Genomic DNA, 26,390 nt, shown 5'->3' with positions numbered 1-26,390 from the left:
GTGGAGCGGGGGGGGGGTGTGTGGTTCCTCCCCCGCCTGGCCGGAAAGGGGGGGCCCGGCACCGTCCGTTTCCCCGCACATGCCCGACCCCCGACCCGACGTTCCGACGGGAGCTCCGACTTGCCCCGCCGCCCCACCGGCTGGACCCTCGCACTCGGCATCGCCCTGCCGGTCGGGGCCGCCACCACGCTCGCCCTGCCCGCCGCCCTCGCCGCGGCCGTCGACGCCGCCCTCGGCCACCGGCCCGAGTCCGGCGCCTTCGTGCGGCTCGCCCTCGTCCTGGGCGTGGCCGCCGCGGCCGACGCCACCGCCGCCGCGGCCGCCCCGGCCTGCTCCGCCGAGGCCACCGCCGCCCTGCGCGGGCGCCTCGTCCGCCACCTGCTCACCCTCGGACCCGGCGGCCGGCTCCGCCACGGACCACCGCCCGGCGACCTCGCCGCCCGCCTGCTGGGCTCGGCCGGCGACGCTGGCGGCCGGCTGCCCGCCGTCCTCGGCGCGGCCACGGCGCTGCTCACCTCGGCGGGCGCGATCGTCGGGCTCGGGCTGCTGTCACCGTGGCTGGCGCTCGCCTTCTTCGCGGGCGTCGTCCCCGGCGTGGTGCTGATCCGGCTCTTCCTGCGCGAGGCCGGGCCGGTGTTCGCCCGCTACCAGGAGGTCCAGGCCGACCTTGCTGCCCGGCTCGGCGGCGCCCTCACCGGACTGCGCAGCATCCACGCCGCCGGCGCCGAACAGCGTGAGGCGGCACGGGTGTTGGCGCCGCTACCGGACCTGTCCGCCGCCGGGCTCGCGCTCTGGGCGGCGCAGCGGCGCACCGCCTGGCAGGCCACCCTGCTGATCGCGGTGGTCGAGGTCGCGGTGCTCGCCACCGCCGGGGCGCTCCTCGCGGGCGGCACCCTGGCTCCCGGGGCGCTCGCCGCCGCGGCCGGCTGGGCGGCCCTCGGCGCCGGGCTCTTCGAACAGGTCGAGGCGCTGGTCGCGGTGGCGCACGCCCGCGCCGGGCAGGCCCGGGCCGACGAACTGCTGGCCGTCCGCCCGGCCGAACCCGGCCGGGCGGCCCTCCCCGCCGGCGGCTACGGGGAGGTCGTCCTGCGCGGCGTGGTGGTGCGCGACGGCGACCGGGTGCTGCTCGGCCCGCTCGACCTGACGATCCCCGGCGGCCGCACGGTCGCGCTGGTGGGACGCTCCGGCTCCGGCAAGTCCCTGCTGGCCGCGCTGCCCGGGCGGCTGCGCGACCCCGACGAGGGCGCCGTACTGATCGACGGCGTCCCGGTGGACGCGCTGGCCCCGTCCGAACTGCGGCACGCGGTCGGCTACGCCTTCGCCCGGCCCGCCCTGATCGGCCGTACGGTCCGCGACGCGCTGGCCGGCGCCGGCCCCGCCGAGGCGGCGGCCGCCCGCGCGGACGGCTTCCTCCAGCGGCTGCCCCGGGGCTGGGACACCCCGCTCGACGAACTCCGGCTCTCCGGCGGCGAACTGCAACGCCTCGGCCTGGCCCGGCTCCTGGCCCAGCCCGCCCGGGTCGTCGTCCTCGACGACGCCACCTCGGGCCTGGACCTCGCCACCGAGCACCTGGTCACCGAGGCCCTCGACCGCGCCACCCTCGGTCGCACCCGGCTGGTGGTCGCCCACCGCGCCGGCGTCGCCGCCCGCGCCGACCTCGTCGCCTGGCTCGACGCCGGCCGCCTGCGCGCCCTCGCCCCGCACGCCACCCTCCTCGCCTACCCCGACTACCGCGCCGCCCTGTCGGACACCGCCCTCCAGACGGCCGCCGTCTGATGGCCCGCCACCGCACCCCGCCCGACGGCGGCGCAGGAAGTCGGCCCTCTCGACTTCCCACGCAACCGCCCGCCCCGGCGCCCGGCACGAGGAGTCGGCATCGCCGACGGCCCGCAACAGCCGGAGCCCCGCACCGGCCCGGCGCGGGCCGACCGCCCGGCACCGGAAGTCGGCGTCGTCGACTTCCGGCGTCCGCCTCCCCCGGGTGGGTGCTGCTGTTCCGGCAACTGGCCGTCACGCGCGGGCCGCTGCTCCGGCTGCTCGGGTGGTCCGGGGTGGAGGCGCTGCCGCCGCTGCTGTCCGGGCTGCTCGTCTCGGCCGCCGTCGACCAGGGGTTCCTGGCCGGGCGGCCGGGGGCCGGGATGGCCTGGCTGGCCGGGTTCGGCGCCTCGATGGCCGTCCGGGCGTACGCGGCGCGGGCCGGGTTCCCGCACCTGGCGGGGGTGGTGGAGCCGCTGCGGGACACCCTGGTCGAGCGGGTGGTCCACAGCGCGCTCGCCCGGCCGTCGGCGGATCCGGCCGAGGTCGCCCGGCTCACCGAACAGGTCGAGTCCGTAAGGCAGTTGACCGCCACCCTGCTGCGCACCCTGCGCGGCGTCGGGGTCACCCTGGTCGCCGCCCTGGCCGGTCTGGCGCTGCTGGCGCCCGTCGTCCTGCCGCTGGTCCTGCTGCCGCTGCTCGCCGCCGGGTTCCTCTTCGCCCGTCTGCTGCGCCCGCTGGTGGCGCGGCGGCACGCGGTCGTGCTCGCCGAGGAGCGGCTGGCCGCCGAGGCGGGGCGGGCGCTGCACGGGTTGCGCGACGTGCAGGCCACGGGCACCCGGGAGCAGGTCGCCGAGGCACTGACCGGGGCCGCCCGGGCGAGCGCCGCCGCCTCCCGCGCCCTGGGCCGGGCCTCGGCCCTGCGCGCGCTGGTCGTGGCCCTCGGCGGCCGGCTGCCCGTCCTGGCCGTCCTCGCCGCCGCGCCGTGGCTGCTCGCCCGCGAGGCCCTGACCCCCGGCGAACTGCTCGGCGTCGCGACCTATCTGCTGCAGCAACTCGACCCGGCGGTGCGGACGTTGTCGGGTACGGTCGGCGGCTGGCTGCTCAACCTCGCCGTCGTCCTGGACCGCCTGGCGGCCACCACGATCGGCCCGCCGGCGGACACCGCCCCCAGCGCGCTGCCGGGGAGAGCCCCGGGGCAGGAGCCGGAGGTACGGGTCAGCGGGTTGAGGTACGGGCACGGCGGGGCCGGGGCGCCGGTGCTGGAGGGGCTGGAGTTCGGGTTCGCGCCCGGGGAGCACGTGGCCGTGGTGGGGGTGAGCGGGGCGGGGAAGTCGACGCTGGCGGCCCTGCTGGCCGGGGTGCTGGCGCCGACGGGCGGGGCCGTGTCGGTGGGCGGAGTGCGGCCGGACGGGCTGGCGGGGGCCGCGCGGGCGCGACTGGTGGCGCTGGTGCCGCAGGAGGCGTACGTGTTCCCGGGGCCGGTGCGGTCCAATCTGACCTGGCTCTCCCCGGAGGTCACGGAGGAGCAACTCGCCCGTGCCGTCCGCGTACTGGGGGCCGATCAGGTGGTCGCGCGGCTGGGCGGCCCGGAGGCCGTCCTGCGCGATCCGGGCGTGTTGTCGGGCGGGGAGCGGCAGTTGCTCGCGCTGGTGCGGACGTATCTGTCGCCGGCGCCGGTCGTGGTGCTGGACGAGGCGACCTGCCATCTGGACCCGCGTGCGGAGGAGCGGGTCGAGCGGGCGTTCGCCGCCCGGCCAGGGACTCTCGTCGTGGTCGCGCACCGGATCAGTTCGGCCCTGCGCGCGGACCGGGTGCTGCTGCTGGACGGCGGGCGGGGGGTGCTCGCCCGGCACGGCGATCTTCAGGTGCTGTCCCCGCTGTACCGCGAGTTGGTCGGTCACTGGCTGGGTTCGACGGCGGGTCGCGCGTCATGATCTCGATAGGATCTCGTCCGTTCCGGCCGTTATGGTGGCCGGGGCACGGGCCGCGATCACCGGCTGTGGCGCGTACCGAGCGCCCGATCGGGGACCCGACCGCGCGCCGCCAAGCGCCGGCCGGGCGCCGATGACCTGCACCCTCCGCACGGAAAAGACGATTTCTGATGTCCGACACCCTCACCGCCTCCACCGGACCCGCGGCCAACGGGACCGACGCCGACGAGAGCACCGCCGGGTACACCTCGTCGCACGGCCGGCACCGGGGCCGTTCCGCCGCCGACGACAAGCCCGAGGCCGACCCGCACGGCCGGCACCGCGCCGCGGCGGACCGGGGCTGAGCACACCCGCACCGGAAGGGCCCGTCAGGGGGAGCACCCCCCGGCGGGCCCTCGTCGCGTTCGGGCAGGGCCCGCGGCTCAGCGCCCCAGCGTCACGACCGTGCGCAGCGCCTCGCCGCTGCGCATCTGGGCGATCGCCTCGTTGACGTCCGACAGGTCGACGCGGTGGCTGATCATGCCGTCGAGGTCGATCCGCCCGGCCCGCCACAGGTCGACGACCAGGGCGATGGTGCGGGCCACCTGCGCCCCGCCGTAGAGCGAGGGCAGCAGGCGCTTCTCGTTGAAGAACAGCTCGCCCATGGTGAACTGCGCGAGGTCGTCCTGCGCGCCGGCGCCGATCACCACGACCGCGCCGCCGCGCCGGGCCGCGTCGTAGCCGGCCCGGACGGTGGCGGACCGGCCGACGGCCTCGAAGACGTAGTCGAAGCCGCCGCCGGGCAGGCCCTTCGCCGTCGCCCTGAGGTCCTCGGGGGCGATCGCCTCGGTCGCGCCGAACGCCAGTGCCCGCTCGCGGCGCGAGACGACCGGGTCGACGACGGTGATCCGGGCGGCGCCGCAGACCCGGGCACCCTGCACGGTGGCGACCCCGACCCCGCCCGCGCCGATCACCGCGACGGAGGCGCCGGGTTCGACCCGGGCGGTGTTGACGGCGGCGCCGACGCCCGTGGTCACCCCGCAGCCGATCAGCGCGGCGGCCTCGTACGGCAGGTCGGCGGGCACCTTGATGACGGCGTCCGCAGCGACCACGACCTCCTCGGCGAACGCCCCGGTGCCGTAGAACCCGGAGGCCTCGACCGCCGCGCCGCCGTCCTCGAAGCGGAAGCCGGGCGCGCCGAGCCGCCGCAGGCTGGCGATGCACAGGTGGCCGCGGCCCCGCTCGCAGTGCGCGCAGCGGCCGCAGGGCGCCATCCAGCAGAGCACCACGCGGTCGCCGGGGGCGAGGCCGGCCACGCCCTCACCGACCTCCACGACCTCCCCGGCACCCTCGTGCCCGGGGACGAACGGCGCGGGCTGCGGCAGGACGCCGCTCATCGCCGAGAGGTCGGAGTGGCAGAGGCTGGCAGCGCGCATCCGGACCCGTACGGCGCCCGGCCCGAAGCCGACGGCCGTCACGTCCTCCCGGACGTCAAGGGTCTCCTGGCCGGTCTTGTGCAGGACGGCTGCGCGCATGGGGCTGCTCCCGGTGTGCCTCGTGTGCTCGGTTCTCCACGGTCGGGCCCGATTCTGACACGGGCGACCCGACCCGACTAGAACACGTTCCAGGGCCGCTGTGGTCCGCCCCTCTACCGTCGAGTAGGGTCCGGGGCGAACGCGTTCGCGCACGTCCCGAGCCCGAGGAGCACCGTCATGTCCGACCTGCTGGAGAGTGTCCGCCCGGCGGCCGAGGTGCTGGCGGCGTTCGAGGCGGCCACCGGATTCATGCCGGTGGACGAGGGGCTGGCGCTGTACGCGGCGGCGGTGACGGCGGCGCGGCGCACCAGGCTGCCGGTGCTGGAGATCGGCACCTACTGCGGTCGCTCGGCGGTCCTGCTGGCGGCGGCCGCCCGGGAGACCGGGACGACCGCGCTGACGGTGGACCACCACCGCGGCTCGGAGGAGCAGCAGCCCGGCTGGGAGTACCACGACCCGACGCTGGTGGACCCGGAGGTGGGGCTGATGGACACCCTGCCGCGGTTCCGCCGGACGCTGCACGCCGCCGGGCTGGAGGAGTACGTGGTGGCGCTGGTGGGCCGCTCGCCGCGGATCGCGGCGCTGTGGGGCCGGCCGCTGGCCCTGGTGTTCATCGACGGCGGGCACACCGACGAGCACGCGACCGGCGACTACGAGGGCTGGGCCCCGCACCTGGCGCCGGACGGGCTGCTGGTGGTGCACGACGTGTTCCCGGACCCGGCGGACGGCGGCCAGGCCCCGTACCGGGTGTACCTGCGGGCGCTGGCCGAGGGCTTCGAGGAGGTCTCGGTGACGGGCTCGCTGCGCGTCCTGCGCCGGACCGCCGCGAGCTAGCGCTAGCCGCTCACCACCCGCCGCCCACCGCCCACCGCCCGATCCGCCGGCCGAGCCGCCGCCCGATCCGCCGAGCGGCCCCACAGTCCTGCACGGATGCTCTAACGTCGTGCCGGAGCTGTCGGGCGGAGGTTCGAACGGTACGGTGTCCGCGCAGCACCAGGCAGAGCATCGGCGGACGGTGGGGGCTAGCGGCACATGACGGACCAGCACAACACCGCTCCGGCAGTCTGGGACCCCACCGCGCGCGGCGGCGCGGGCGGCTGGGTGCGCGGCCCGCAGCGACCCGCCGAGCCCACCCCGGCGCAGCCCGCCCCCGCCCAGCCCGCCGCACCGCGCCCCGGGGCCGCACCGCAGGACGGGGCCGCGCTGCCGCCCGCCACCGGCGCCGTCGGGGACCAGGGCCCGCCGCTGGGTGCCCGCCCGTACCTGGCCGCCCCGAAGCCGCCGTCCGTGCCGCCGCCGGCGCCGTTCCCCTCCCACGCGTCCGCGCAGACCCCGGGGCCCGGCTACGTGTCCGGCGAGGCCCCCGGCCCCGGCTACGTGTACCCGCCGCAGCCGCCCGCCGGCCCGCAGCAGCCCCCGTACGTCCCGTACCAGGGACAGCCCGACTACCCCGCCGACTACCCCTCCGGTTACCCCGCCGACTACGAGGACCCGGACGACGGGGACCGCCCGAACAACCGGAAGGCACCGCTGCTGATCGGCTTCGCGCTGCTCCTGGTGGTGGCGGTCAGCGGCGGCCTGCTGGTGGCCGCCCAGAACAGCGGCGACAAGAAGGACCAGGCCTCGCCCGCCCCGCCGTCCGCCTCCGCGACGTCCACCGGGAACCCGCCGACGGGCCCGGCGCCCACCGGTACGGACGCCGCGCCGAACGGCGCCACCGACCCGGCCTCGTCCGCCGCGGCGCCGTCCCCGACCGCGAGCGGTGCCGGCGCCAACGCCAAGACGCAGGCACAGGCCCTGGACGGCCTGCTCACCGAGGGCGAGAGCGCGAAGGCCCCGATCGGCAGCGCGGTCGCCAAGGTGAGCAGCTGCCCGGCGAAGGCCGACATCGAGAGCGCGGCGCAGGTGTTCGACAACGGCGCCAAGCAGCGCGACGAACTGCTGCGCAAGCTCGCCAAGCTGAGCGCCTCCGACGTGCCGGGCGGCGCGGACGCGATGGCGTCGCTGAAGTCCGCCTGGCAGCTGTCGGCCGACATCGACCGGGCGTACGCGAGCTGGGCGCGAGCGGTCGCCGGCCAGGGCTGCTCGGGCTCGGCCCCGAACACCGCCGACAAGAAGCGGGCCGACGAGCTCAACCCGCAGGCCACCCAGGCGAAGAAGGACTTCGCGGGCAAGTGGAAGCCGATCGCCGACACGTACGGCCTCACCCCGCGCACCCAGGACAGGATCTGATCCACCCGTGACCGGCCCGAACTCCCGACCGCCCCGCCGTTCCACCCTGCTGCGCGCCACCACGGCGGTGGGCGCGGCCGTTCCGCTCTGCCTGGCGGGCTGGCTGGGCTGGCAGTCCCTCGGCCACTCCGCGGCGGTGGGCGGCACCGCCGCGCCGGCCACCTCCCCGGCCGGAACCGCCACACCGGGCACCACCACCCCGGGAACCGCCACACCGGGAACCCCGGCCCAGACGCCGACGACCCCGGTGCCCCCGACCACCCCGACGACGCCCGCCCCGTCGAACACACCCGCCCCGTCGGACGCCCCGGTCTCCCCCACCGCGCTCACCGGCCGCACCATCCTGCTCGACCCCGGCCACAACCCCGGCAACTCCGCGCACACCGCCGAGATCAACCGCCTGGTCGACATCGGCAACTCCCGCAAGCAGTGCGACACCACCGGCACCGAGACCAACTCCGGCTACACCGAGGCCGAGTACACCCTGGACGTCTCCCACCGGGCCCGCGCCATCCTGGCCGCCCGCGGCGCGACGGTGGTGCTGGCGCAGGACGGCGACCGTCCGTGGGGCCCCTGCATCGACGAGCGCGCCCGGGCCGGCGCCGACGCGCACGCCGACGTGGCCCTGTCGGTGCACGGGGACGGCGGTCCGGCGGGCGGCAGCGGGTTCCACGTGATCCTCCCGGCGAAGGTGGCGGCCGGGAAGGCGGACAACTCGGCGATCGTCGAGCCGTCGCGCCGGCTCGGCCTGCTGCTGCGCGAGCGCTTCCGCGCCGCGACGGGCGAGCCGTACGCGGACTACACCGCGAGCGACGGCCTGGACACCCGCTCCGACCTGGGGGGCCTGAACCTGTCCACGGTGCCGAAGGTGTTCATCGAGTGCGGTAACATGCGCAACCCGGTGGACGCCAAACGGATGACGGATCCTCAGTGGCGGCAGCGGGCGGCCCAGGGGATCGCCGACGCGCTGACGGCGTATCTGACCACCCGGTAAGGAAGTTGGGCCGGGGCGGCCGACGGCGTGCGCGCCGCCCGGGTCGCGCCTTTGGCAACGACTTCGCCCCATTCCCGGTCCCGCCGTGCACCGGCGGTGCGGTTGGGCCTAGGCTTCTGGTCCGTTCGGGAGTTTCGGCCGGTCAGCCCGACCGCACGAACCGCCGTCCACGACACGTCAACGAGGGGAACGTTAGTGAATCTGCGCGCTCTCACCAGGGGAGACGCCGCCGTCGCCGGCGCGGCCGTCCTGCTCTTCATCGCCTCCTTCCTGCCCTACTGGACGGTGGACTGCACCGGCCGGTACTGCGGCGACACATCGCAGAACGCGTGGAGCACCCAGCTGTTCCCCATCCTGCCGTCGATCTACCTGCTCGGCATCGCCGCCGCGGTGCTGATCCTGCTGCACCGCTTCCAGGGCGAGGCCGCGGCCGGGCGCCAGGTGCTCGGCCTGCGGCTGGACCAGTGGGGCATCGCCTTCGCCGTCGTCGCGCTGTGGACGGCGCTGTGGTCGCTGGGCGGCGGCCCGTCCGGCGGCAGCTTCGGGCACGGCTTCGGCGCCTGGCTCGGCCTCATCGCGCTGATCGTGCTGGCCGGTGCGGCCGCGGCCGCGCCGCTGGTGCCCGCGCTGAAGGCCCCGCTGGTCGCCGACCGTCCGGCGGCCGTCCCCTACCAGGGCGGCTACCCGGCCCCGGGCCAGCCGGTGCAGCCCGGCCAGTACGGTTACCCGGCCCCGGGCCAGGACCCGAACCAGGCCCCGGCGTACGGCGCCCAGCCCGGTGGCTACGGCTACCCGGCGGCCGGCCAGCCGCAGCCGGTGCAGGCCGGCCAGCCGCAGGACACGGCCGCCGCCCCGCAGCCGGTCCCGGCCGCGCAGCCGCAGCCGACCCCGGCCGCCCCGGCGGCCGACTTCGCACCGTTCTGGTTCGCCGTCCCGGCCCCGCGCTCGCTGGCGTCGAAGGACAACCCGGCGGGCGCCCCCGTCGGCGAGCTGGTGCCCGGCACCTGGTACCTGGCGGTCGAGCAGCGCGGCAGCGCGCTGGTCGCGCAGTTGCAGGACGGCACCGTCGGTCTGCTGGCCGACACCTCGGGCATCCAGCGCGGCTGACGCCCCCGCCGGTACGACGAAGGGGTGGGACCGGACCTCTCCGGTCCCACCCCTTCGCGTTGCCCGTACGAGCCTCAACCGTCGTACGGGCCTCAGCCGTCGTGCGGGCCTCAGCCGTCGTGCGGGCCTCAGCCGTTCGCACCGGCATCGGCCACGGCTACGGGCCTCAGCAGCAGTCCTGGACCACCAACCCGGCGGGCAACTGCTCCCCGCCGAAGACCGCGACCGTCGCCGGGTCGCCACCGAGCGCGGCGACCGCGAGCAGCAGCGCGCCGGCCGTCCAGGTGGTGCGCTCCTCCGGCCAGACGGCGTCGTCCTCGAAGACGTACCCGGTCCAGTAGGAGCCGTCCTCGTGCCGCAGGTGCTTCTGGATCCAGCGCAGGATCTCCACGGCGCGGTCGGAGCGGCCGATCGCCCAGAGCGCGAGGGCGAGTTCGGCGCTCTCGCCGCCGGTCACCCACGGGCGGTCGCTGACGCAGCGCACGCCGAGGCCGGGGACGACGAAGCGGTCCCAGTCCCGGTCGATCCGTTCCAGCGCCGCGTCGCCGCGCAGTCCGGTGCCGAGCACCGGGTAGTACCAGTCCATCGAGTAGCGGCCCTTGTCGAGGAACCGCTCGGGGTGGTGGGTGATGGCGTGCCCCAGCCGGCCGGCGGCGAGCTCCCAGTCGGGCTGCGGCTCCTCCAGGTACTCGGCGATGGCCAGCCCGCAGCGCAGCGCGTGCAGCATGCTGGACGAGCCGGTGAGCAGCGCCTCGTCGGTGGCGGTGCCGTCCTCGTCGAGGCGCCAGGCGATCGGGCCGCCGGGCAGCCGCTGGCCGACGATGAAGTCCAGGGCGCGCCGGACGACGGGCCAGATCCACTCCAGGAAGGCGTCGTCGCCGGCGCTGAGGTGGTGGTGCCAGACGCCGACGGCCACGTAGGCGCAGAAGTTGGTCTCCTTGGCCCGGTCGGTGACGGCGCCGTCGGTGTAGGCGGCGTACCAGGAGCCGTCCGGGTTCTGGGTGGCGGCGAGCCAGCGGTAGGCGGCCTCGGCGGCGGCGTGCTCGCCGGCGGTGTCGAGGGCCATGGCGGCCTCGGTGTGGTCCCACGGGTCGAGGTGGTGGCCGGCGAACCAGGGTATGGCGCCGTCGGGAAGCTGTTCGGCCAGGATGCTGCGGACGGTGCCGGCGGCCTGCTCGGCGTCGAGCACCCCGTCGAGCAGCAGTGCCTCGGGGACGGCGGCGGTCATGCGTCCACGCGCCCGGGCTCGGTCCGCCGCGGCTTGGACGCGTAGGCGACGAAGCTCTTGCCGATGACCGGGTTGAGCGCCCGTTCGGCGGCCTTGGTGAGGGTGCTGATTACCGGGGTGCCGACGATGTCCCAGACCAGCAGCTGGTGGTAGGCCTTGACCGGCAGCGCCTTGTCGTTGTTCACGCCGACCGCGCACTTGATCCACCAGTACGGCGAGTGCAGCGCGTGCGCGTGGTGGGTGCCGTAGGGCTCCAGGCCGGCGTCCTTGAGCTTGCCGAGCAGTTCGTCGCCCCGGTAGATCCGGATGTGGCCGCCCTCGACCTCGTGGTACTCGTCGGACAGCGTCCAGCAGATCTTCTCGGGCAGCCAGCGCGGCACGGTGACGGCGAGCAGCCCGCCCGGCTTGAGCACCCGGAACATCTCGTTGAGCACGCCCTTGTCGTCCGGTATGTGCTCCATCACCTCGGAGATGATGATCTTGTCGAAGTAGTCGTCCTCGAACGGCAGCGCCAGCGCGTTGCCCTCCATCGCGACCGCCGACGCACCCTCCGGGGCCTCACCGGCCTGCTCCATCGCGGCGAACCACTTCTGGACCTCGGCGATCTCCTCGGCGTTCTGGTCGAGGGCGATCACGTTGGCGCCGCGGCGGTAGCACTCGAACGCGTGCCGGCCCCCGCCGCAGCCCAGGTCGAGCACCCGGTCGCCGGGGGCGAGCGGGAAGCGCGAGAAATCGACGGTCAGCACTGCAGGGCTCCCATTCCTTTTGCTACCAAGCGGACTTGACGCCGCGTCAGTTCGATCCGCTACCGCTCCGCACCGGGCGGCCGGGGCCGCCGGGCGGGCGCCGCGCAGGGCGGCCGGAGCGACTCAGGGCACGTACCGCCAGCCCGGCCCGGAGCGGGCCCGGGCGCCGGCGCCGGTGGCGATCGCCGCCCGGTAGGCGTCGGCGGTCAGCTCGGCGGCCCGCGCCCAGGTGAACCGGGCCAGCACCCGCTCCCGGCCGGCCGCGCCGAGCCGGGCGCGCAGCCGCGGGTCGTCCAGCAGCCGGCCGAGCGCCGCCGCCAGCCGGTCCGGCTCCCCCGGCGGCACGGCCAGGCAGGTCTCCCCGTCCGGCCCGGCCACCTCGGGGATCGCGCCGCCGGTGGTGGCGACCAGCGGGGTGCCGGTGGCCATCGCCTCGGCGGCGGGCAGCGAGAAGCCCTCGTACAGCGACGGCACGCAGGCCACCTCGGCCGAGCGGTAGAGGTCGACCAGCTCCTGGTCGGTCAGACCGCTGCGGAACTCGATGTGGTCCGCCAGCCCGAAGCGGCGCACCGCCTCCGCCACCGGGCCGTCCTCCTTCTGCGGCTTGCCGACCACCACCAGGTGCGCGGGGCGCTCGGTGCGCACCTTCGCCAGCGCCTCGACCAGGAACACCAGACCCTTGAGCGGGACGTCCGCGCTGGAGGTGGTGACGATCCGTCCGGGGACGCGGGCGATCTCCTCGGAGGGCGACCAGAGCCGGGTGTCGGCGCCGATCGGCACCACCGAGATCGCGCCCGGCGCGGCGCCCAGGTGCTCGGCGATCTCGCGCTGCGAGGTGCCGGAGACGGTGATCACGTGGTCCAGCCGGGCGGCGACCCGGCGCTGCATCCGGGTGAAGGCGTACCAGCGGCGCAGCGACAGCCGCTTGACCCGGGTGGTGGCCGCGTCCAGCTCCAACTGCCGGTCCACGGTGATCGGGTGATGGATCGTGGTGACCAGCGGGAAACCGTGCCGGGCCAGGCCGAGCAGGCCGTAGCCGAGCGTCTGGTTGTCGTGCACCACGTCGTAGCGGCCCTTGTGCCGGGCCAGGTACTGGCGGGCGCGCAGCGAGAAGGTCAACGGCTCGGGGAAGCCGCCGGTGCGCATGGTGGCGAACTCCAGCACGTCCACCGGGCTGCGGAACTCGCCGCGGGCGGGCGTGCGGAACGGGTCCTCGGCGCGGTAGAGGTCCAGGCTGGGCAGCTCGACCAGGCGCACCGAACCGGGGCCGTCGACCTCGTCCAGCACCGGGTACGGCTGGGCACCGATCACGTCCACGTGGTGGCCGAGCCTGGCCAGCTCACGGGAGAGGTGGCGCACGTACACGCCCTGACCGCCGCAGAAGGGGTCCCCGCGGTACGACAGCAGGGCAATCCGCAGCGGCTGCGCGGTCATCCTCGGGCCCTCATCTCTAGCTGCTATTCCTGTGCTGCTGCTGTCTCTGCGTTGGCGACGGCGCTGCCGCCGGTCGCTAAAGTAGATCAGGTTTCAGTGGCTGTGGAACTCGTCATCGACCATGTGAACAATGAGAGACCTCGAAGATACCGGCCCGTAGCTTTCCCTCAGGAGCCAGGGCTGGTGATTCCCGCCACGCCGACCCTGCCGACCTTGTGGAGCACGCCGCCACCCACGCGCCCCGGGAGCACTCCTTGCCGCCGCCGACCACCTCCACGAGCCCCACCACCCCGCCCCCCGCGCAGCCGGGCGAGCCGCCGCTGACCGCCCGCCAGGCCGAACGCCGGCGCCGGATCCTGCGGGCCGCCACCGCCCTGGCCGCCCGGGGCGGGTACGAGGCGGTCCAGATGCGGGAGGTCGCGGAGACCGCGCAGGTCGCCCTCGGCACGCTCTACCGGTACTTCCCCTCCAAGGTGCACCTGCTGGTCGCGGTCATGCTGGAGCAGTTGCAGGGCCTCCAGGAGCACATCCGGCGCCACCCGCCGACCGACCCCGAACCGGCCCCGCGGGTCGCCGACACACTCACCCGCGCCTTCCACGCGCTCCAGCGCGAGCCGCTGCTCGCCGAGGCGATGGTCCGGGCCCTGTCCTTCGCGGACCGCTCCGTCGGCGCCGAGGTGGACCAGGTCAGCACCGCCACCGGCCAGCTCATCCTGGACGCCATCGGCCAGTCCGGGCCACCCAGCGAGAGCCAGCGCGCGGCCGTCCGGGTGATCGAGCACACCTGGCACTCCGCCCTGGTCGCCTGGCTCTCCGGCCGCGCCTCGATCGCCGAGGTCCGGGCCGACCTGCACACCGCGGCCCGGCTGCTCACCCTGCCCTGACTGGAACCTGTTCCTGCCCGGGCGGGAGGGGCCGGCCGCCCCCGGCGGTTAAAGTCGACGGACAGCACAACTTCATCCCGTCCCTCCCCCGGGGGAAGCCGGTGCGAATCCGGCGCTGACCCCGCAACCGTGAGCCCGGCCCCCGTGACGGCCCGGGCGAGTCGGACCGCCCGTGGAGGGGCGAGCGGCCAGCCCGGGCCCGCCACGCGCACCGCCCGGCACCGTCGAGGACTACGGAACGGCCCCGCCGGGCCACCACCGCTCACCGAAAGGCACACCTCCACCATGCTCACCGCCGCCCGTCTGGGCGCCGCCGCCCTGTCCGCCGCGCTCCTCGCCGGCGCCACCGCCGGACCGGCCCTCGCCGACAGCCCCGCGCCCACCGCCGCCGCCGTCCCCGACGGCCTCTACGGCAAGGGCGACCCGACGTACGACGGCGTCTGGCGGCAGTCCCTCGCGCTCACCGCGCTCGCGGCGGCCAAGGCCACCCCGGCCGACTCCGCCGTCGGCTGGCTCACCGGACAGCAGTGCGAGGACGGCGGCTGGCCCTCCTTCCGGGCCGCCGGCGCCGCCTGCGACCCCAAGACCGAGGACAGCAACGCCACCGCCGTCGCCGTCCAGGCCCTCGTCGCCCTCGGCGGGCACCAGGAAGCCGTCGACAAGGGCGTCCAGTGGCTCAAGGCCACCCAGAACGCCGACGGCAGCTGGCCCTACAACCCCGGCAGCCCCGGCGACGCCAACTCCACCGGCCTCGCCGTGAACGCCCTCTTCGCCGCGAAGACCGACCCGGCCGGAGTCGCCAAGGCGGGCAAGAACGCCTTCGACGGGCTCGCCCTCTTCCAGCTCGGCTGCGCCGCCCCCGCCGACCAGCGCGGCGCCTTCGCCTACCAGCCCGACCCGTCCTCCGGTGCGCTCGCCCCCAACGCCCTCGCCAGCGCCCAGGCCTCGCTCGCCGCCGCCGGCGGCCACCTCCCGGTCGCCACCACCGCCCGCACCGACGCCGCGCCCAAGGCCCTCGGCTGCGACTCCGCCGCCGCCTCCACCGCGGCTGCTCCGGTCGCGCACGCCGACTCCGGCGAGGCCGCCGGGGCGTACCTCACCGCCCAGCTCGCCGCGGGCGGCAACCACCTCACCCTCACCACCCCCGGCGCCGCCCCCACCCCCGACTACAACGCCACCGCCTGGGCCGCCCTCGGCCTCATCCAGAGCGGCCACCCCCAGCAGGCCGCCGGCGCCGTCGACTGGCTCGCCAAGGAAGGCGCCGGCTGGACCAAGGGCGGCACCGACGCCGCCGCCACCGCCAGCCTCCTGCTCGTCACCCAGGCCGCCCAGCGCGACACCGCCCCGCTGACCGCCGAGCTCACCGCCCTCGGCCCGGCCCTCAAGGCCACCGCCGGCCCCGCCCCGACGACGGCGGCGCCCAAGAAGGACGACGGCATCGGCCAGTACTGGCTGATCATCGTCGGCCTCCTCGTCGGCCTCGGCGGCGGCCTCCTCCTCAGCCTCCAGCGCAAGCGCGGCCAGAGCCTGTGACACACCGCCCCGCGCGCCTGGGCCGCCTGGTCCGCCGCCGTGGCCGCCGCGCTCGCGGCTCGCGGCTCGGCTCGCTGCTCGGTGCGATGCTCGGTGCGGTGCTCCTGCTGGTCGCCTCCGCCGGGGCGCCGGCGGAGGCGGCGACGGGATACCGGTACTGGTCGTTCTGGCGTGCCGGCGGCGACGGGTGGCTGTACCAGCAGCAGGGGCCGGCCGTCGCCGTGCCGCCGGACGGGGCCGTGGACGGGTGGCGGTTCGCGGTGAGTCCGGACGGCGGGCAGGATGCGGCACGGCCCCGGACGGCGGGCGACTTCGCCGCCGTCTGTGCGGACACGCCCGCGCAGGCGGGCCGCAAGCGGGTCGCGGTCGTGCTGGACTTCGGCACCGCCACCGACTCCGGCTCCGGCTCGGCTTCGGGCTCGGGCTCGGGCTCGGCTTCCGGTTCCGGTTCGGGCGAGGCGCCGCCCGAACAGCGGAGCGCGTGCGCCAGCGTCGTCTCGAACGCCACCTCGGCCGAGGTGCTGGCCGCCGTCGCCCCGCCGCTGCGCTACGACGCCAACGGCCTGCTCTGCGCCATCGCGGGCTTCCCGAAGGCTGGGTGCGCCGACCAGCTCGGGTCGGCGGCCAAGCCGGCCGACCCGTCCGGCGACGGCGGCGGCTCGGACTCCGGCCCGGACGTCGGCCTGATCGCCGGTGGCGCGCTGATCGCCGTGCTGGCCGGCGGTGCCGTCTGGCAGGCGCGCCGCCGCCGCACCTCCTGACGCCTCCCGAGCCCTTCTTCCCCCCCTCCCGCACCCCTCCGGACCCCTTCACCTGGACTGACCCATGAGCACCGCCCGCGCCACCCGACCGCCCACCGGACCCCGGCAACTGCACCCCGGGGCCTGGTGGTTGTGGGCGCTCGGGCTGGGCGCGGCGGCGACCCGCACCACCAATCCGGTGATCCTGCTGCTGCTCGCCGCCGTCGCCGGGTACGTGGTCGCGGCCCGGCGAGGCGACGCGCCCTGGTCGCGTTCGTACGGCGCGTTCCTGCGACTGGGCCTGCTGGTGCTGGGCATCCGGCTGGTGTTCGCGGTACTGCTCGGCTCGCCGATTCCGGGCACGCACGTGCTGTTCACACTGCCCGAAGTGCCGCTTCCCACCTGGGCGCAGGGAGTGCGGATCGGCGGCCGGGTGACCGTGGAGGGACTGCTCGCGGCGCTGTACGACGGGCTGCGCCTGGCCACCCTGCTCGCCTGCGTGGGCGCCGCGAACGCGCTGGCCAGCCCAGCCCGACTGCTGCGCGCCCTGCCCGGCGCGCTGTACGAGGCGGGCGTGGCGGTGGTGGTGGCGATGACCTTCGCGCCGAACCTGGTCGCGGACGTCCGCCGGCTGCGGGCGGCCCGCCGCCTGCGCGGCCGCACCGACCGGGGGATCGCCGCCGTGCTGAGCGTCGGACTGCCCGTCCTGGAGGGCGCGTTGGAGCGTTCGGTGGCGCTGGCCGCGGCGATGGACACCCGCGGCTTCGGCCGCACCGCGGACGTCCCGCGCCGACTCGCCCGGGCGACGGCCGCGCTCACCCTGGCCGGCCTGCTCGGGATCTGCCTGGCCGCGTACGGGCTGCTGACCGCGGGCGGCGCGGGCTGGGCGCCGCCGGTGCTGCTGCTGGGCCTGGCCGCCGCCTTCGCCGGACTGCTACTCGGCAGCCGACGATCCGTCAGGACACGCTACCGGCCCGACCCTTGGGCACTGCCCGAGTGGCTGACCGCCGGATCGGGCGCCGCCGTCGCCGGGTTGACCATCTACCTGTCCACGCGCGACCCGGCCGCCTTCGCGCCCACCGTCGTCCCGCCGACCGTCCCCGCACTGCCGCTGGCCGCCGTGCTGGCCGTACTGCTCGGCCTGGTACCGGCATTCGCCGCCCCGACCCCGCCCCGGAGGGCTTCGTGATCACCTTCGAGCAGGTCTCCGTCCGGTACGCGGACGCCGCCGCCCCCGCCGTCGCGGACGTCGACCTGACCGTCCCCGAAGGCGAACTCTGCCTGCTGGTGGGCCCGTCGGGCTCCGGCAAGTCCACCCTACTGGGCGCGGTGAGCGGGCTCGTCCCGCACTTCACCGGCGGCACCCTGCACGGCCGGGTCACGGTCTGCGGCCGGGACACCCGCGAGCACCGGCCGCGCGAACTCGCCGACCTGGTCGGCACGGTGGGCCAGGACCCGCTGGCGCACTTCGTCACCGACACCGTCGAGGACGAACTCGCCTACGGCATGGAGTCCCTGGGCCTGCCCGCCGACGTGATGCGGCGCCGGGTCGAGGAGACCCTCGACCTGCTCGGCCTCGCCGACCTGCGCGACCGCGCCCTCACCTCCCTCTCCGGCGGCCAGCAGCAGCGCGTCGCGATCGGCTCGGTGCTCACCGTGCACCCGCGCGTCCTGGTCCTCGACGAGCCCACCTCGGCGCTGGACCCGGGCGCCGCCGAGGAGGTGCTGGCCGTCCTCCAGCGGCTGGTGCACGACCTCGGCACCACCGTGCTGATGGCCGAGCACCGGCTGGAGCGCGTCGTCCAGTACGCCGACCAGGTGCTGCTGCTCACCCCGGGCGCCCCGCCCGTCCTCGGCGAGCCCGCCGAGGTGATGGAGCACTCGCCGGTGCACCCGCCGGTGGTCGGCCTCGGGCGGCTCGCCGGCTGGCGGCCGCTGCCGCTGTCCGTCCGTGACGCCCGCCGCAAGGCCGCCGGGCTCCGCTCCCGGTTGGACGGTCTGCACCCGGACGCGGCCCCTGTTCCAACCGTTTCGACCGACGCACCGATCGCCGCCGCCGAACGCCTCGCCGTCCGGCGCGGCCCCGTCCAGGCCCTGCGCGGCGTCGACCTGGCGCTGCACCCAGGCGAGATCACCGCTCTGATGGGCCGCAACGGCGCCGGCAAGTCCACCCTGCTGGGCAGCCTGGTCGGCCTGCACGCCCCCGCCTCCGGCCGGGTGACGGTCGGCGGACGCACCCCGCACCGCACCCGCCCGGCCGAACTGATCCGCCAGGTCGGCCTCGTCCCGCAGGACCCGCGCGACCTCCTCTACGGCGAGAGCGTCACCGCCGAATGCGCCGCCGCCGACACCGACGCGGACGCCACCCCCGGCACCTGCCGCGCCCTGGTCGAACGGCTGCTGCCCGGCATCGCCGACACCGCCCACCCGCGCGACCTCTCCGAAGGCCAGCGGCTCACCCTCGCGCTCGCCGTCGTACTCACCGCCCGGCCCCCGCTGCTGCTGCTCGACGAGCCGACCCGCGGCCTCGACTACGCCGCCAAGGCCCGGCTGGTGGAGATCCTGCGCGACCTCGCGGCGGAAGGCCACGCCGTCCTGCTCGCCACCCACGACGTCGAACTCGCCGCCGAACTCGCCCACCGCACGGCGATCCTGGCCGAGGGCGAGATCGTCGCCGACGGCCCGACGGCCGACGTCGTCGTCTCCTCCCCCGCGTTCGCCCCGCAGGTCGCCAAGGTGCTGGCACCCGGCCCATGGCTCACCGTCCGCCAGGTCGCGGAGGCACTGAGCGCATGAGCCGCCCCGCTCCTTCCGGTGCTCCTGCCGGTCGCCCCGTGCCCCTCGGCCGCCGATCCGTAGCGGTCCTGCTCCTGACCTCCCTCGTCGGCGTGGCGGCCTTCGGCTGGCCGCTGCTCGCCTCCACCAAGTCCGCCCTGGTCGGCCACGCCACCGACGCCCCCTGGCTGTTCGCCCTCCTGCTGCCGCTGCTCCTCGCCGTCGTCATCGCCCAGATCTCCGAGGGCCGCACGGCGGGCGGCGGCGCGCCCGGCCTGGACGCCAAGTCCGTGGCCCTGCTCGGGGTGCTGGCGGCGGCGGGCGCGGCACTACGGCCGCTCGGCGCGGGCACGGCGGGGCTGGAGCCCATGTTCTTCCTCATGGTGCTGTCCGGCCGGGTGCTCGGGCCGGGCTTCGGCTTCGTCCTCGGTTCGCTGTCGATGTTCGCGTCCGCGCTGCTCACCGGCGGCGTCGGGCCCTGGCTGCCGTTCCAGATGCTCGCCATGGGCTGGGTCTGCCTCGGCGCCGGCCTCCTCCCGGGCTCCGCGCGCCTGCGCGGCCGGCGCGAGCTCTGGCTGCTCGCGGGCTACGGCGCGCTGGCTTCCGTCCTCTACGGCACGATCATGAACCTCCAGGGCTGGCCGTACATCGCCGGGCTCTCCGGCTCCATCTCCTTCGTCCCCGGCGACCCGCTGCCCGCCAACCTGGTCCGCTTCGCCGCCTACTGCCTCACCACGTCGCTGGGCTGGGACCTCCCCCGCGCCGCCCTCACCGTCGTCCTCTGCCTCACCCTTGGCACCGCCGTCCTGCGTGCCCTGCGCCGCGCCACCCGCCGGGCCGCCTTCGACGCGCCGGTGACGTTCCGGCCGCCGGACTCCCGGCCGCCGAGCAGGTGAACTCCGCAGCCCCGCCCCCTGGTCGACTACGGCAAGGCCCGCGACACGCGCGGAGCCCGGCACTCCCCGCAGACCTGCCCGACACCCGCGACGGGCCGCCCGCACAAGCCGTCCCGCCCGGGGCACTCATGCCGACGCGGCCCCGACCCGCCGCCGCCCTGCGGGGTCAACGGAACGGGCGGCACCTTCGCCAACCGCCCCGCCAGCACGGCCCCCACGCTGTGCGTGACCCTCTCCGGCAAGGGCGCGGCCAGGATCCCCGCCAGCGCCTCCCCGCTCCACCCGCCCGCGAGCAGCCCCTCCACCCGCGCGGCCTGATCGCACAGCGGCTTGCCCGCCAACGCCATCCTGGGATCCCTGCGCCCGAGTTCGAGCAGCAGCGCCATGCCCGCCGTCAACTTCTCGGACGGACGGACGGAGGGAACTTCCGCTTCCTTCACCCTCACCTTTCCGGAAGGGCTTCCCGCCTTCCCGGCGCCCGTCACCCCAGCTCCGGGCCCACCGGCGGCCGGGGGCGCGGGAAGCGGCGGCACGGCGTGAACCGCCTTGCCCGTCACCGGCACTTCGTGCACCGAGACGATCGTCCGCACCTGCCCCGTCACCGGATCCCGCTGCGTCCGCCGCACGTAGTGCCCGGCCGCCTCCAGCTCACGGAGCGCCCGCGCCACCGTCGCCCGGCCCTCGACGCTCTTCGCCGCCAACGTCCGGATGTCCTCCCGCGCACCGTCCGGCAGGCTGAGCAGGTAGCTGAGCAACCCACGCGCCGCCCAACTCAGCGAGTGCTTCCGGACGACGTGGCCGTTGTCGAGGATCGTGTACCCGGGCGAGTGCTTCGGGATACGATGAATGTGCATTCGGGAGTCCCTAACTCCTAGTGCCATTCCCCGGGGTGTTCGCGCACCGCCGGGGCTCACTTTTGCCGCGCACAGGCCGTCCCTCGGAACGCCCGCGCCGACACAATGATCACCGTAATGCGCTAACCGAGCGTCAAACTCCCTACCACATCACCCAAACGGGCGGCGCAAGCGCACACCCCCCAGCGCGCCCCAGGCCCACAAGCCCGGGGCGCACCTCCCAGCCACTGCCGTCAGCCGATCACACAGTCCGGGCCATCCAGCCACACCCGCTGCTCGCCTGCGACGGTGACCGTCACCCCGAACCGATCGAGCCCGGGCGCGCCTTGGCGCTGCCACCAGGCATGGGCAGCCGTCACCTCGTCCCACAGGCTCCGGGGGCCGGACTGCGATACAGCATGCTTGCCGCCCCAGTCGGCAAGGCGGCAATGGGCGTACGACACGCCGTCCCAGACCTCGAACCGGCCGGTGCCGAAGCGGTCATAGCCTGCCCACACCTCCTGCCGGAGGAGATCCGGCATCCGCAGGCCGACCGCGAAGGCGGCGTCGGTGTGGTCGGCCACGGCGGCGGGATCGAGCCCCGACGGACCGCGCCGGACGTCCTCGATATCGAACTGCCCACTCCTCGGCCGCTGGTCGCGCACCCACATGAACGCGACGTCCTCGACGAACGGCCCACTCGCCGAGGTCCCGTCCTCGGAGACGGTGAGCTTGAGCAGACCGCCGTTGCAGAACGGAGTGCCGTAGGGCACGACGATGACGCCGCCGGGCACCGTCTGCTCGATCAGCGCACCAGGGACGCGCTGCACGGCCGCAGTGACGTGGACCCGGTCGTACGGCGCGCCCGCCGGTTGTCCGAGCGTTCCGTCTCCGACAACAGTGGTGACTGGCAGGCGGTTTGCCACCAGCCGACACCGCGCATCGTCGGAGAGGTCGCGGTCCAGTTCCACCGTCGTGACGCTCTCCGCCCCGAGCCGGTGCGCCAGCAACCCTGCCGTCCACCCCGTGCCGGTGCCCACGTCGAGCACTCGCATGCCTTCTTCGACATCGAGGTGCCGGAGCATCTGCGCCACGACCGTGGGCATGGAGCTGGACGAGGACGGCGTGGTGCCGTCCTCGTCCAGCTGGGTCACGAGCGGGATGTCCGAGCCGACCAACTCGTGCCACCGGCATCGGCTTTCTCCCCGGTCGATCCACTCGCCCTCGCAGTGGATCCTGTCCGGTACGAACAGCCGGCGCGGAACGGCTCGGAACGTCGACTCCCAGTCCGCCGACAGCGCCCCGGACTCCCGGAGGCCGTCGGCCAATGCGTCCCAGTTCATGCGATCACTCCCCTCAAGGCTTCGACGGCTTGGGCAGGTTGGTGGGCGGCGCGTCCCGCTGGCCATCGTGCGGTGCGGTGTCCGGCTTTCCGGAGTGCCCACCGCCCTTGCCGCCGCCCGCCTTGCCGGGCCCGTCGCCGCCGGCCCCTCCGCCATGCGTGCCCATGCGCTTCTCCTCTCGTAGTCCTTGCCAAGATCAGATATTGCTCGGGTTGAGACAACAGGGCCGCCCTCACGGGCCGCCGAAACAGAGCGCCAGCAGCATCGCCGCGAGCACGGCCGCTCCCGCAATCGACACCGCGCAGGCGGCGGAGAATGCTTCGTGACGACCACCGGGTGAATCACACCTCACCGGTGTGCGCTCCGATGGTGGCGACGCATCAGCACGCGGGCGTCAACGGCACCGGAGTAGTCGAACCGGGCCGCGGACTCCGCCTCCCGAACGGCCAGTTCGGCGCATTGCGCACAGTCGCCGACCGGCCCCGAAGCGGTATCGCGCCCCGCCCCCATCAGTTCCACCGGGACGCCCAGTTCGCCTCACGTACGCGGGCTTCCAGGTGCTCACGCCGCAGCCGCAGCCACTCGCTGTTCGCGGCCTCGAACCGTACGAAGGCCCGAATGGTTCCGTCGCCGTCCCGCAACCACTCGCCGCCCTGTTCGTCACGTACGCGGTAGCAACGCGCCGCCGGGTCCCAGCGGATGCCGTACCCGTGCGTGGCGGTCGGATCCAGCTCCCGCACCGCCTGCCGCGACAGCCTGGCCGCCCTCACCTCCGCAATCGCTTCCGGCATGGCAAGCTTCCCTCGTACGCCGCCCTCGCACGTCGAGCCCGCGATGCCACCTTTCTGGGCATTCGAGCGAGTCATCTGCGCTTCTCCTTCGTGGCCGGGTAGAGCTCACCACAGGACTGGAATCAGCTCAGGCATGTGAAGAGCCATGAACTTCGAGCGGCAGAGATTTTCGAGCTGCCGACGAACAGACAACTACGCTCGAGGCGGCTGCGGTTAGGGCACAGGCCAATGGCGCATGGTTCATGCAGATCGCGCATGACTGTTTGCCTCGACTCAACTACGCTCGGTTCGCCAGGCAAGGTAACCAGTGCCAGGAGGAGCCATGTCGCGCACGGTCGACGGAGATTCCCCAGCTCGCGGGATCGGAGCTCTGATCCGACGTGCGCGACTGTTGAGTGGCCGGTCGCAGGCCGAGGTGGCCGGCGAACTCGGCTACCACCAGTCGAAGATCAGTCGACTCGAAAGCGGCAGAGGAACTCAGGACGCGGATGTTCTGCGGGCTGTCGCAGCTGTGCTCGATATCCCACCAGAGAGTCTCGGCCTGGCCCCCCGCATCCGTGTGGACCACAAGATGAACGACATGCACCGCCGCAGCTTTCTGGTCGCGAGCGCCGTCTCGCTCGCGACGCCGGCAGTCCAGCCCCAAGCAGGTATCGGGCTCGTGAAGGCACTCCTGCCCGGGCCGACCTCAGCCGGCTGCGCTCCCCAGTCGCAAGCTGCGCTGACAGCTCGGCTCTCCCAAGCTCGCCGACTCTTCTATGCCTGCCGCTATGACGACCTCGAAGGGGCTCTGCCGTCGCTGATCGGCGACTTGCGCCACGCGCGCGACAGCGCCCGCGATAGCGATCGGGACTTGTCCCGTCTACTGGCCACCGCTTACCAAACCACCGCAAGTCTGCTGCTCAAGCTGGGCGACCACGGGCACGCCTGGCTTGCGGTCGGGCGGGCTATGGCCGAGGCCGAGCGCAGTGCCGACCCGGTCGTCACAGCCTCCAGCGTACGGGTCCAGGTTCATGCCCTTGCTCGCGATCGGCACACCTCTGCTGCCGTCACGCTCATCAGGCACACTGCGGACCAGCTCGCAGGAAGCTATGATCGCCGTCCGCCTGAATATCTTGCAGCTCTGGGTCTCATACTGCTTCGAGGCGTGACGGCCGCAAGTGCCGGCGGCGATCGAGGCATGACCGCCGAATTCCTCTCCGAGGCCCGAGAAGTCGCGCGCTACGTCACACTCGATCGGCCCGATGCCTGGGCGAACTTCTGCCCAACCAACGTCGCGCTCCATGCCGTGAGCGCTTCCGTGGTCCTGGGTGATGCCGGAGCGGCACTGCATGCCGCCCAGCCCTTGATGCGCCGGCACATCCCCGTCCCAGAGCGGCGGGCCGCACTCTGGGTGGAGTCCGCGCGGGCGTACAGCCAACAAGGCAGACTGGCCGAGGGATACAAAGCACTCAGAATCGCGGAGAGCTGTGCGCCGGAAGACATCCGTCGGCGCCCCAGTGTGCTGGAGTTGGTTGGCGATATGGCCGCCCGCGACCGACACGGCGCTGTCCCGGAACTTCGCCGCTTCTGCCAGGAATTGGGAGTCCAGACTTGACCGACCAACGCGAGCCGTTCCTCTACGTCGTCGTCTGCGCCTCGGGCATCGCGGACGACGTCGGCACCTTGATCAGCGCCGCCCAGGCCGAAGGCTGGAAGGTCGGCGTCATCGCCACCCCCCATGGGCTCGGGTTCATCGACCCGGAAGCCGTCGAGCGCCAGACCGGCTACCCGATCCGCTCGGCTTGGCGCACTCCCGCAATTCCCCAGCCCCTTCCCCCGGCGGACGCCATCGCCGTAGCGCCCGCCACGTTCAACACCATCAACAAATGGGCCGCCGGGATATCCGACACCCTTGCGCTCGGCATTCTCTGCGAGGCGTACGGGCTCGGCATCCCCACTGCCGTTCAGCCCTACGTCAACTCGGCCCAAGCAGCCCACCCTGCGTACAGCGAGAGCCTGGAACGACTCCGCTCGATGGGCGTCCTGATCGGCGACTACATCCCCCACAAGCCGAAATCCGGCGGAGGCCGCGACAAGTACAACTGGACCCACGTCCTCGACCTGCTTCGCCCCGTACTGGCCCCGGTCACAGAGCAGAACTGACAACGTGCACCCCGGGACCAAGCCCCGGGGCGCACAGGCCGGAGCTGAGACAGCTGAAGCGCGCGGCACCCGCCCGGCCGGGCCCGCGCAGCGCCGGCCAACGGGCAGAGCGGGATCCACAGCCATGCCACCAGCGTAGGGCCGCCGGGTCGATCAAGGCAGCCGGAGAAGGGAATTGGGCACGCCTCGCATCCAGCCGCCCAGGGGATTCCGTCGCGGCGACTACAGTCTCGCCGTGACCGACTCCCCGCACGAAGCCCTGGCCCAGCCGCGCACCGCCGCCGGTGTGCTGTTCTTCGACGAGGAGAACCGCATCCTCCTCGTGAAGCCGACCTACAAGCCCGGTTGGGAGATCCCAGGCGGCTACCTGCACGCGGGCGAGACCCCCAGCGAGGGAGCGGCCCGGGAGGTCAAGGAAGAACTCGGCATCACCCCGCCGATCGGCCGCCTGCTCGTCGCCGACTGGGCACCCCACCCCGCCGAGGGCGACAAGCTCCTCTTCGTCTTCGACGGAGGGGTTCTTCCGACCGCCGAACTCGACCGCATCACCGTCGACCAGGTCGAGATCGGCGAGCACTCCTTTCACCACGTCGACCAACTCGACGCGCTCCTCATCCCCCGGCTCGCCCGCCGAGTCCACGCCGCATACGCCGCCCGAACACAGGGCGAGACCGCCTACCTTGAGCACGGAGCGTCGCACGCGTAAACCAGGGGCCTCTGCGGCAACACCTTTCAAGAGGCACCGAGCCATCGCGACTCGACACGGCAAACCCGCCGTCCGCTACGAAGCGACCGCGCCGGTCACAGCCATCGACGAGTGGCCATGACCAGCTCGGTCATCGTTCGACGCCCGGCTCGTACAAAGGCAGGAAGTGGATGACCGGTTCCTCATACGGATGAGCCGCGCGCACTGCTCGCAGCACAGCCTCGGCCTGCTCGGCATCGCAGACGGATTCGACCCTGCTCTCCTCGCCCTGCCGCACTTCGCCCACTTCACCGTCGTAGGGCCGAGAACCAGGCAAGGGCCTCCATGTCCCCGTGACCCGCCAGGTGCTGGCGCACCGGGCATAGTCGCCGACCCGCCCCGCGCCGGCCGCCTGGAGAGCATCGATCACCTTCTCGACATGACTCTCCGGGACAGCTATCTCGATCTTCAAACGCGCCATGCCCGGACCCTAACAACCAGCGCCGGCCCACACCTTCGCAACCGGCCCTGGATCCCGAGATCCAGCCGACCTGCGAGGCGGCGGCTCCACGCCACGCCGTCACACACCATCCGCGAGGTCGCGCAGCGTCTGCCCGGCCTTCGCGGTCAGGACGAGCGGGCCCTTCCCGTTCGTCCACACGGCCCGCACGTCGAGGCTCCGCAGGCGCCGGCCCTCCGCCCACCTCACCCCGACCGACCCGTCTCGCGACCTTCCATGCGAACCTCCATGTGATCCTCCACACCGGCCGATCTTCGGCCGAACCCCACCCCTCGTCACCGCAACGACTGCCAAGGTTACG

Annotated in this window: 25 protein-coding genes and 1 riboswitch; of the genes, 16 read left to right on the top strand and 9 right to left on the bottom strand. The window is 74.4% G+C overall.

What is annotated here, in order from left to right; all coding sequences use genetic code 11:
* The first annotated feature begins 120 nt into the window (after positions 1-120).
* The 3 genes from AC07BF_RS21645 to AC07BF_RS21635 all read left to right on the top strand — a co-directional run bounded on the left by AC07BF_RS21645 (position 121) and on the right by AC07BF_RS21635 (position 4,033).
* Positions 121-1,776: an ATP-binding cassette domain-containing protein gene (locus tag AC07BF_RS21645; RefSeq protein WP_400989293.1), complete on the top strand. Its 1,656-nt coding sequence runs from the start codon at positions 121-123 to the stop codon at positions 1,774-1,776.
* Between the two features lie 209 nt (positions 1,777-1,985).
* Entirely contained in the window at positions 1,986-3,692 is a 1,707-nt protein-coding gene (locus tag AC07BF_RS21640; protein WP_478333782.1) for an ATP-binding cassette domain-containing protein, read from the top strand.
* A gap of 167 nt (positions 3,693-3,859) precedes the next feature.
* The gene (locus tag AC07BF_RS21635) at positions 3,860-4,033 is read left to right on the top strand and encodes a hypothetical protein (RefSeq protein ID WP_363580823.1); all 174 of its coding nucleotides are present in this window, start codon (positions 3,860-3,862) and stop codon (positions 4,031-4,033) included.
* A gap of 78 nt (positions 4,034-4,111) precedes the next feature.
* On the opposite strand, the gene AC07BF_RS21630 is transcribed toward AC07BF_RS21635, so the two are convergent.
* The gene (locus AC07BF_RS21630) at positions 4,112-5,203 is read right to left on the bottom strand and encodes an alcohol dehydrogenase catalytic domain-containing protein (RefSeq protein ID WP_363628570.1); all 1,092 of its coding nucleotides are present in this window, start codon (positions 5,201-5,203) and stop codon (positions 4,112-4,114) included.
* Between the two features lie 177 nt (positions 5,204-5,380).
* Between AC07BF_RS21630 and AC07BF_RS21625 the strand changes: the two genes are divergently transcribed.
* The 4 genes from AC07BF_RS21625 (at position 5,381) to AC07BF_RS21610 (ending at position 9,536) form a co-directional block, all read left to right on the top strand.
* Positions 5,381-6,037: a class I SAM-dependent methyltransferase gene (locus AC07BF_RS21625; RefSeq protein WP_478333781.1), complete on the top strand. Its 657-nt coding sequence runs from the start codon at positions 5,381-5,383 to the stop codon at positions 6,035-6,037.
* A gap of 198 nt (positions 6,038-6,235) precedes the next feature.
* Positions 6,236-7,435: a hypothetical protein gene (locus tag AC07BF_RS21620; RefSeq protein WP_363628574.1), complete on the top strand. Its 1,200-nt coding sequence runs from the start codon at positions 6,236-6,238 to the stop codon at positions 7,433-7,435.
* 7 nt (positions 7,436-7,442) lie between these two features.
* The gene (locus tag AC07BF_RS21615; RefSeq protein WP_363580815.1) at positions 7,443-8,429 is read left to right on the top strand and encodes an N-acetylmuramoyl-L-alanine amidase; all 987 of its coding nucleotides are present in this window, start codon (positions 7,443-7,445) and stop codon (positions 8,427-8,429) included.
* Positions 8,430-8,624: 195 nt separating this feature from the next.
* Positions 8,625-9,536, top strand: coding sequence for a hypothetical protein (locus AC07BF_RS21610; protein WP_363628577.1), 912 nt, complete (start codon positions 8,625-8,627; stop codon positions 9,534-9,536).
* Between the two features lie 166 nt (positions 9,537-9,702).
* Here the strand turns inward: AC07BF_RS21610 and AC07BF_RS21605 are convergent, their stop codons facing one another.
* From AC07BF_RS21605 to AC07BF_RS21595, 3 genes are all read right to left on the bottom strand, one after another.
* Positions 9,703-10,764 (bottom strand): prenyltransferase/squalene oxidase repeat-containing protein, encoded by a 1,062-nt coding sequence (locus tag AC07BF_RS21605; protein ID WP_350885009.1) that lies wholly within the window; start codon positions 10,762-10,764, stop codon positions 9,703-9,705.
* Positions 10,761-11,510, bottom strand: a complete 750-nt coding sequence (locus AC07BF_RS21600) for a class I SAM-dependent methyltransferase (RefSeq protein ID WP_363372252.1) — start codon at positions 11,508-11,510, stop codon at positions 10,761-10,763. The genes AC07BF_RS21605 and AC07BF_RS21600 overlap by 4 nt, the downstream gene beginning before the upstream one ends.
* 123 nt (positions 11,511-11,633) lie before the next feature.
* Positions 11,634-12,944, bottom strand: a complete 1,311-nt coding sequence (locus AC07BF_RS21595; protein ID WP_079135554.1) for a glycosyltransferase family 4 protein — start codon at positions 12,942-12,944, stop codon at positions 11,634-11,636.
* 254 nt (positions 12,945-13,198) lie between these two features.
* On the opposite strand from AC07BF_RS21595, the gene AC07BF_RS21590 reads away from it, so the two are divergent.
* From AC07BF_RS21590 to AC07BF_RS21565, 6 genes are all read left to right on the top strand, one after another.
* Complete coding sequence (locus tag AC07BF_RS21590; RefSeq protein WP_063351068.1) at positions 13,199-13,828, top strand: TetR family transcriptional regulator; 630 nt, start codon at positions 13,199-13,201, stop codon at positions 13,826-13,828.
* 92 nt (positions 13,829-13,920) lie between these two features.
* A riboswitch (cobalamin riboswitch) is annotated at positions 13,921-13,996 on the top strand.
* Positions 13,997-14,113: 117 nt separating this feature from the next.
* Positions 14,114-15,361, top strand: coding sequence for a prenyltransferase/squalene oxidase repeat-containing protein (locus tag AC07BF_RS21585; protein WP_478333780.1), 1,248 nt, complete (start codon positions 14,114-14,116; stop codon positions 15,359-15,361).
* An 86-nt stretch (positions 15,362-15,447) separates the two neighbouring features.
* Positions 15,448-16,122, top strand: a complete 675-nt coding sequence (locus tag AC07BF_RS21580; RefSeq protein WP_363628635.1) for an SCO2322 family protein — start codon at positions 15,448-15,450, stop codon at positions 16,120-16,122.
* 64 nt (positions 16,123-16,186) lie between these two features.
* Complete coding sequence (locus AC07BF_RS21575; protein WP_478333779.1) at positions 16,187-17,290, top strand: CbiQ family ECF transporter T component; 1,104 nt, start codon at positions 16,187-16,189, stop codon at positions 17,288-17,290.
* A complete protein-coding gene (locus AC07BF_RS21570) occupies positions 17,287-18,897 on the top strand; it encodes an ABC transporter ATP-binding protein (RefSeq protein ID WP_363580806.1) in 1,611 nt (536 codons plus the stop codon). The genes AC07BF_RS21575 and AC07BF_RS21570 overlap by 4 nt, the downstream gene beginning before the upstream one ends.
* Positions 18,894-19,772 (top strand): ECF transporter S component, encoded by an 879-nt coding sequence (locus AC07BF_RS21565; RefSeq protein ID WP_363580804.1) that lies wholly within the window; start codon positions 18,894-18,896, stop codon positions 19,770-19,772. The genes AC07BF_RS21570 and AC07BF_RS21565 overlap by 4 nt, the downstream gene beginning before the upstream one ends.
* Before the next feature lie 26 nt (positions 19,773-19,798).
* Here the strand turns inward: AC07BF_RS21565 and AC07BF_RS21560 are convergent, their stop codons facing one another.
* The 4 genes from AC07BF_RS21560 to AC07BF_RS21545 all read right to left on the bottom strand — a co-directional run bounded on the left by AC07BF_RS21560 (position 19,799) and on the right by AC07BF_RS21545 (position 22,814).
* Positions 19,799-20,626 carry a helix-turn-helix domain-containing protein gene (locus tag AC07BF_RS21560; RefSeq protein WP_478333786.1) on the bottom strand — a complete coding sequence of 276 codons (828 nt, stop codon included), beginning with the start codon at positions 20,624-20,626 and terminating at the stop codon, positions 19,799-19,801.
* Between the two features lie 233 nt (positions 20,627-20,859).
* Positions 20,860-21,948: a methyltransferase domain-containing protein gene (locus tag AC07BF_RS21555; RefSeq protein WP_478333778.1), complete on the bottom strand. Its 1,089-nt coding sequence runs from the start codon at positions 21,946-21,948 to the stop codon at positions 20,860-20,862.
* A gap of 13 nt (positions 21,949-21,961) precedes the next feature.
* On the bottom strand, positions 21,962-22,114 hold the full coding sequence (locus tag AC07BF_RS21550) for a hypothetical protein (RefSeq protein WP_478333777.1): 153 nt from the start codon (positions 22,112-22,114) through the stop codon (positions 21,962-21,964).
* Between the two features lie 343 nt (positions 22,115-22,457).
* Entirely contained in the window at positions 22,458-22,814 is a 357-nt protein-coding gene (locus AC07BF_RS21545; protein ID WP_478333776.1) for a hypothetical protein, read from the bottom strand.
* A gap of 247 nt (positions 22,815-23,061) precedes the next feature.
* On the opposite strand from AC07BF_RS21545, the gene AC07BF_RS21540 reads away from it, so the two are divergent.
* From AC07BF_RS21540 to AC07BF_RS21530, 3 genes are all read left to right on the top strand, one after another.
* Positions 23,062-24,336, top strand: a complete 1,275-nt coding sequence (locus tag AC07BF_RS21540) for a helix-turn-helix domain-containing protein (RefSeq protein ID WP_478333775.1) — start codon at positions 23,062-23,064, stop codon at positions 24,334-24,336.
* Positions 24,333-24,884: a flavoprotein gene (locus tag AC07BF_RS21535; protein WP_478333774.1), complete on the top strand. Its 552-nt coding sequence runs from the start codon at positions 24,333-24,335 to the stop codon at positions 24,882-24,884. The genes AC07BF_RS21540 and AC07BF_RS21535 overlap by 4 nt, the downstream gene beginning before the upstream one ends.
* A gap of 235 nt (positions 24,885-25,119) precedes the next feature.
* Positions 25,120-25,590 carry an NUDIX domain-containing protein gene (locus AC07BF_RS21530; RefSeq protein ID WP_400805526.1) on the top strand — a complete coding sequence of 157 codons (471 nt, stop codon included), beginning with the start codon at positions 25,120-25,122 and terminating at the stop codon, positions 25,588-25,590.
* Positions 25,591-25,720: 130 nt separating this feature from the next.
* On the opposite strand, the gene AC07BF_RS21525 is transcribed toward AC07BF_RS21530, so the two are convergent.
* Positions 25,721-26,050 (bottom strand): YqfO family protein, encoded by a 330-nt coding sequence (locus tag AC07BF_RS21525; RefSeq protein ID WP_400805524.1) that lies wholly within the window; start codon positions 26,048-26,050, stop codon positions 25,721-25,723.
* Between the last annotated feature and the right edge of the window lie 340 nt (positions 26,051-26,390).

Source organism: Kitasatospora sp. NPDC043950, from assembly GCF_056435345.1.
The sequence above is the reverse complement of the archived record's forward strand: the minus strand, read 5'-3'. Positions and strand labels throughout refer to the sequence as shown.

Coding starts and splice junctions, on each gene's coding strand:
- AC07BF_RS21635 (WP_363580823.1), top strand. CDS start 3,860: ATGTCCGACACCCTCACCGCCTCCACCGGACCCGCGGCCAACGGGACC.
- AC07BF_RS21630 (WP_363628570.1), bottom strand. CDS start 5,203: ATGCGCGCAGCCGTCCTGCACAAGACCGGCCAGGAGACCCTTGACGTC.
- AC07BF_RS21625 (WP_478333781.1), top strand. CDS start 5,381: ATGTCCGACCTGCTGGAGAGTGTCCGCCCGGCGGCCGAGGTGCTGGCG.
- AC07BF_RS21620 (WP_363628574.1), top strand. CDS start 6,236: ATGACGGACCAGCACAACACCGCTCCGGCAGTCTGGGACCCCACCGCG.
- AC07BF_RS21605 (WP_350885009.1), bottom strand. CDS start 10,764: ATGACCGCCGCCGTCCCCGAGGCACTGCTGCTCGACGGGGTGCTCGAC.
- AC07BF_RS21595 (WP_079135554.1), bottom strand. CDS start 12,944: ATGACCGCGCAGCCGCTGCGGATTGCCCTGCTGTCGTACCGCGGGGAC.
- AC07BF_RS21585 (WP_478333780.1), top strand. CDS start 14,114: ATGCTCACCGCCGCCCGTCTGGGCGCCGCCGCCCTGTCCGCCGCGCTC.
- AC07BF_RS21580 (WP_363628635.1), top strand. CDS start 15,448: ATGCTCGGTGCGGTGCTCCTGCTGGTCGCCTCCGCCGGGGCGCCGGCG.
- AC07BF_RS21575 (WP_478333779.1), top strand. CDS start 16,187: ATGAGCACCGCCCGCGCCACCCGACCGCCCACCGGACCCCGGCAACTG.
- AC07BF_RS21565 (WP_363580804.1), top strand. CDS start 18,894: ATGAGCCGCCCCGCTCCTTCCGGTGCTCCTGCCGGTCGCCCCGTGCCC.
- AC07BF_RS21560 (WP_478333786.1), bottom strand. CDS start 20,626: ATGCACATTCATCGTATCCCGAAGCACTCGCCCGGGTACACGATCCTC.
- AC07BF_RS21555 (WP_478333778.1), bottom strand. CDS start 21,948: ATGAACTGGGACGCATTGGCCGACGGCCTCCGGGAGTCCGGGGCGCTG.
- AC07BF_RS21550 (WP_478333777.1), bottom strand. CDS start 22,114: ATGGGCACGCATGGCGGAGGGGCCGGCGGCGACGGGCCCGGCAAGGCG.
- AC07BF_RS21545 (WP_478333776.1), bottom strand. CDS start 22,814: ATGACTCGCTCGAATGCCCAGAAAGGTGGCATCGCGGGCTCGACGTGC.
- AC07BF_RS21540 (WP_478333775.1), top strand. CDS start 23,062: ATGTCGCGCACGGTCGACGGAGATTCCCCAGCTCGCGGGATCGGAGCT.
- AC07BF_RS21525 (WP_400805524.1), bottom strand. CDS start 26,050: ATGGCGCGTTTGAAGATCGAGATAGCTGTCCCGGAGAGTCATGTCGAG.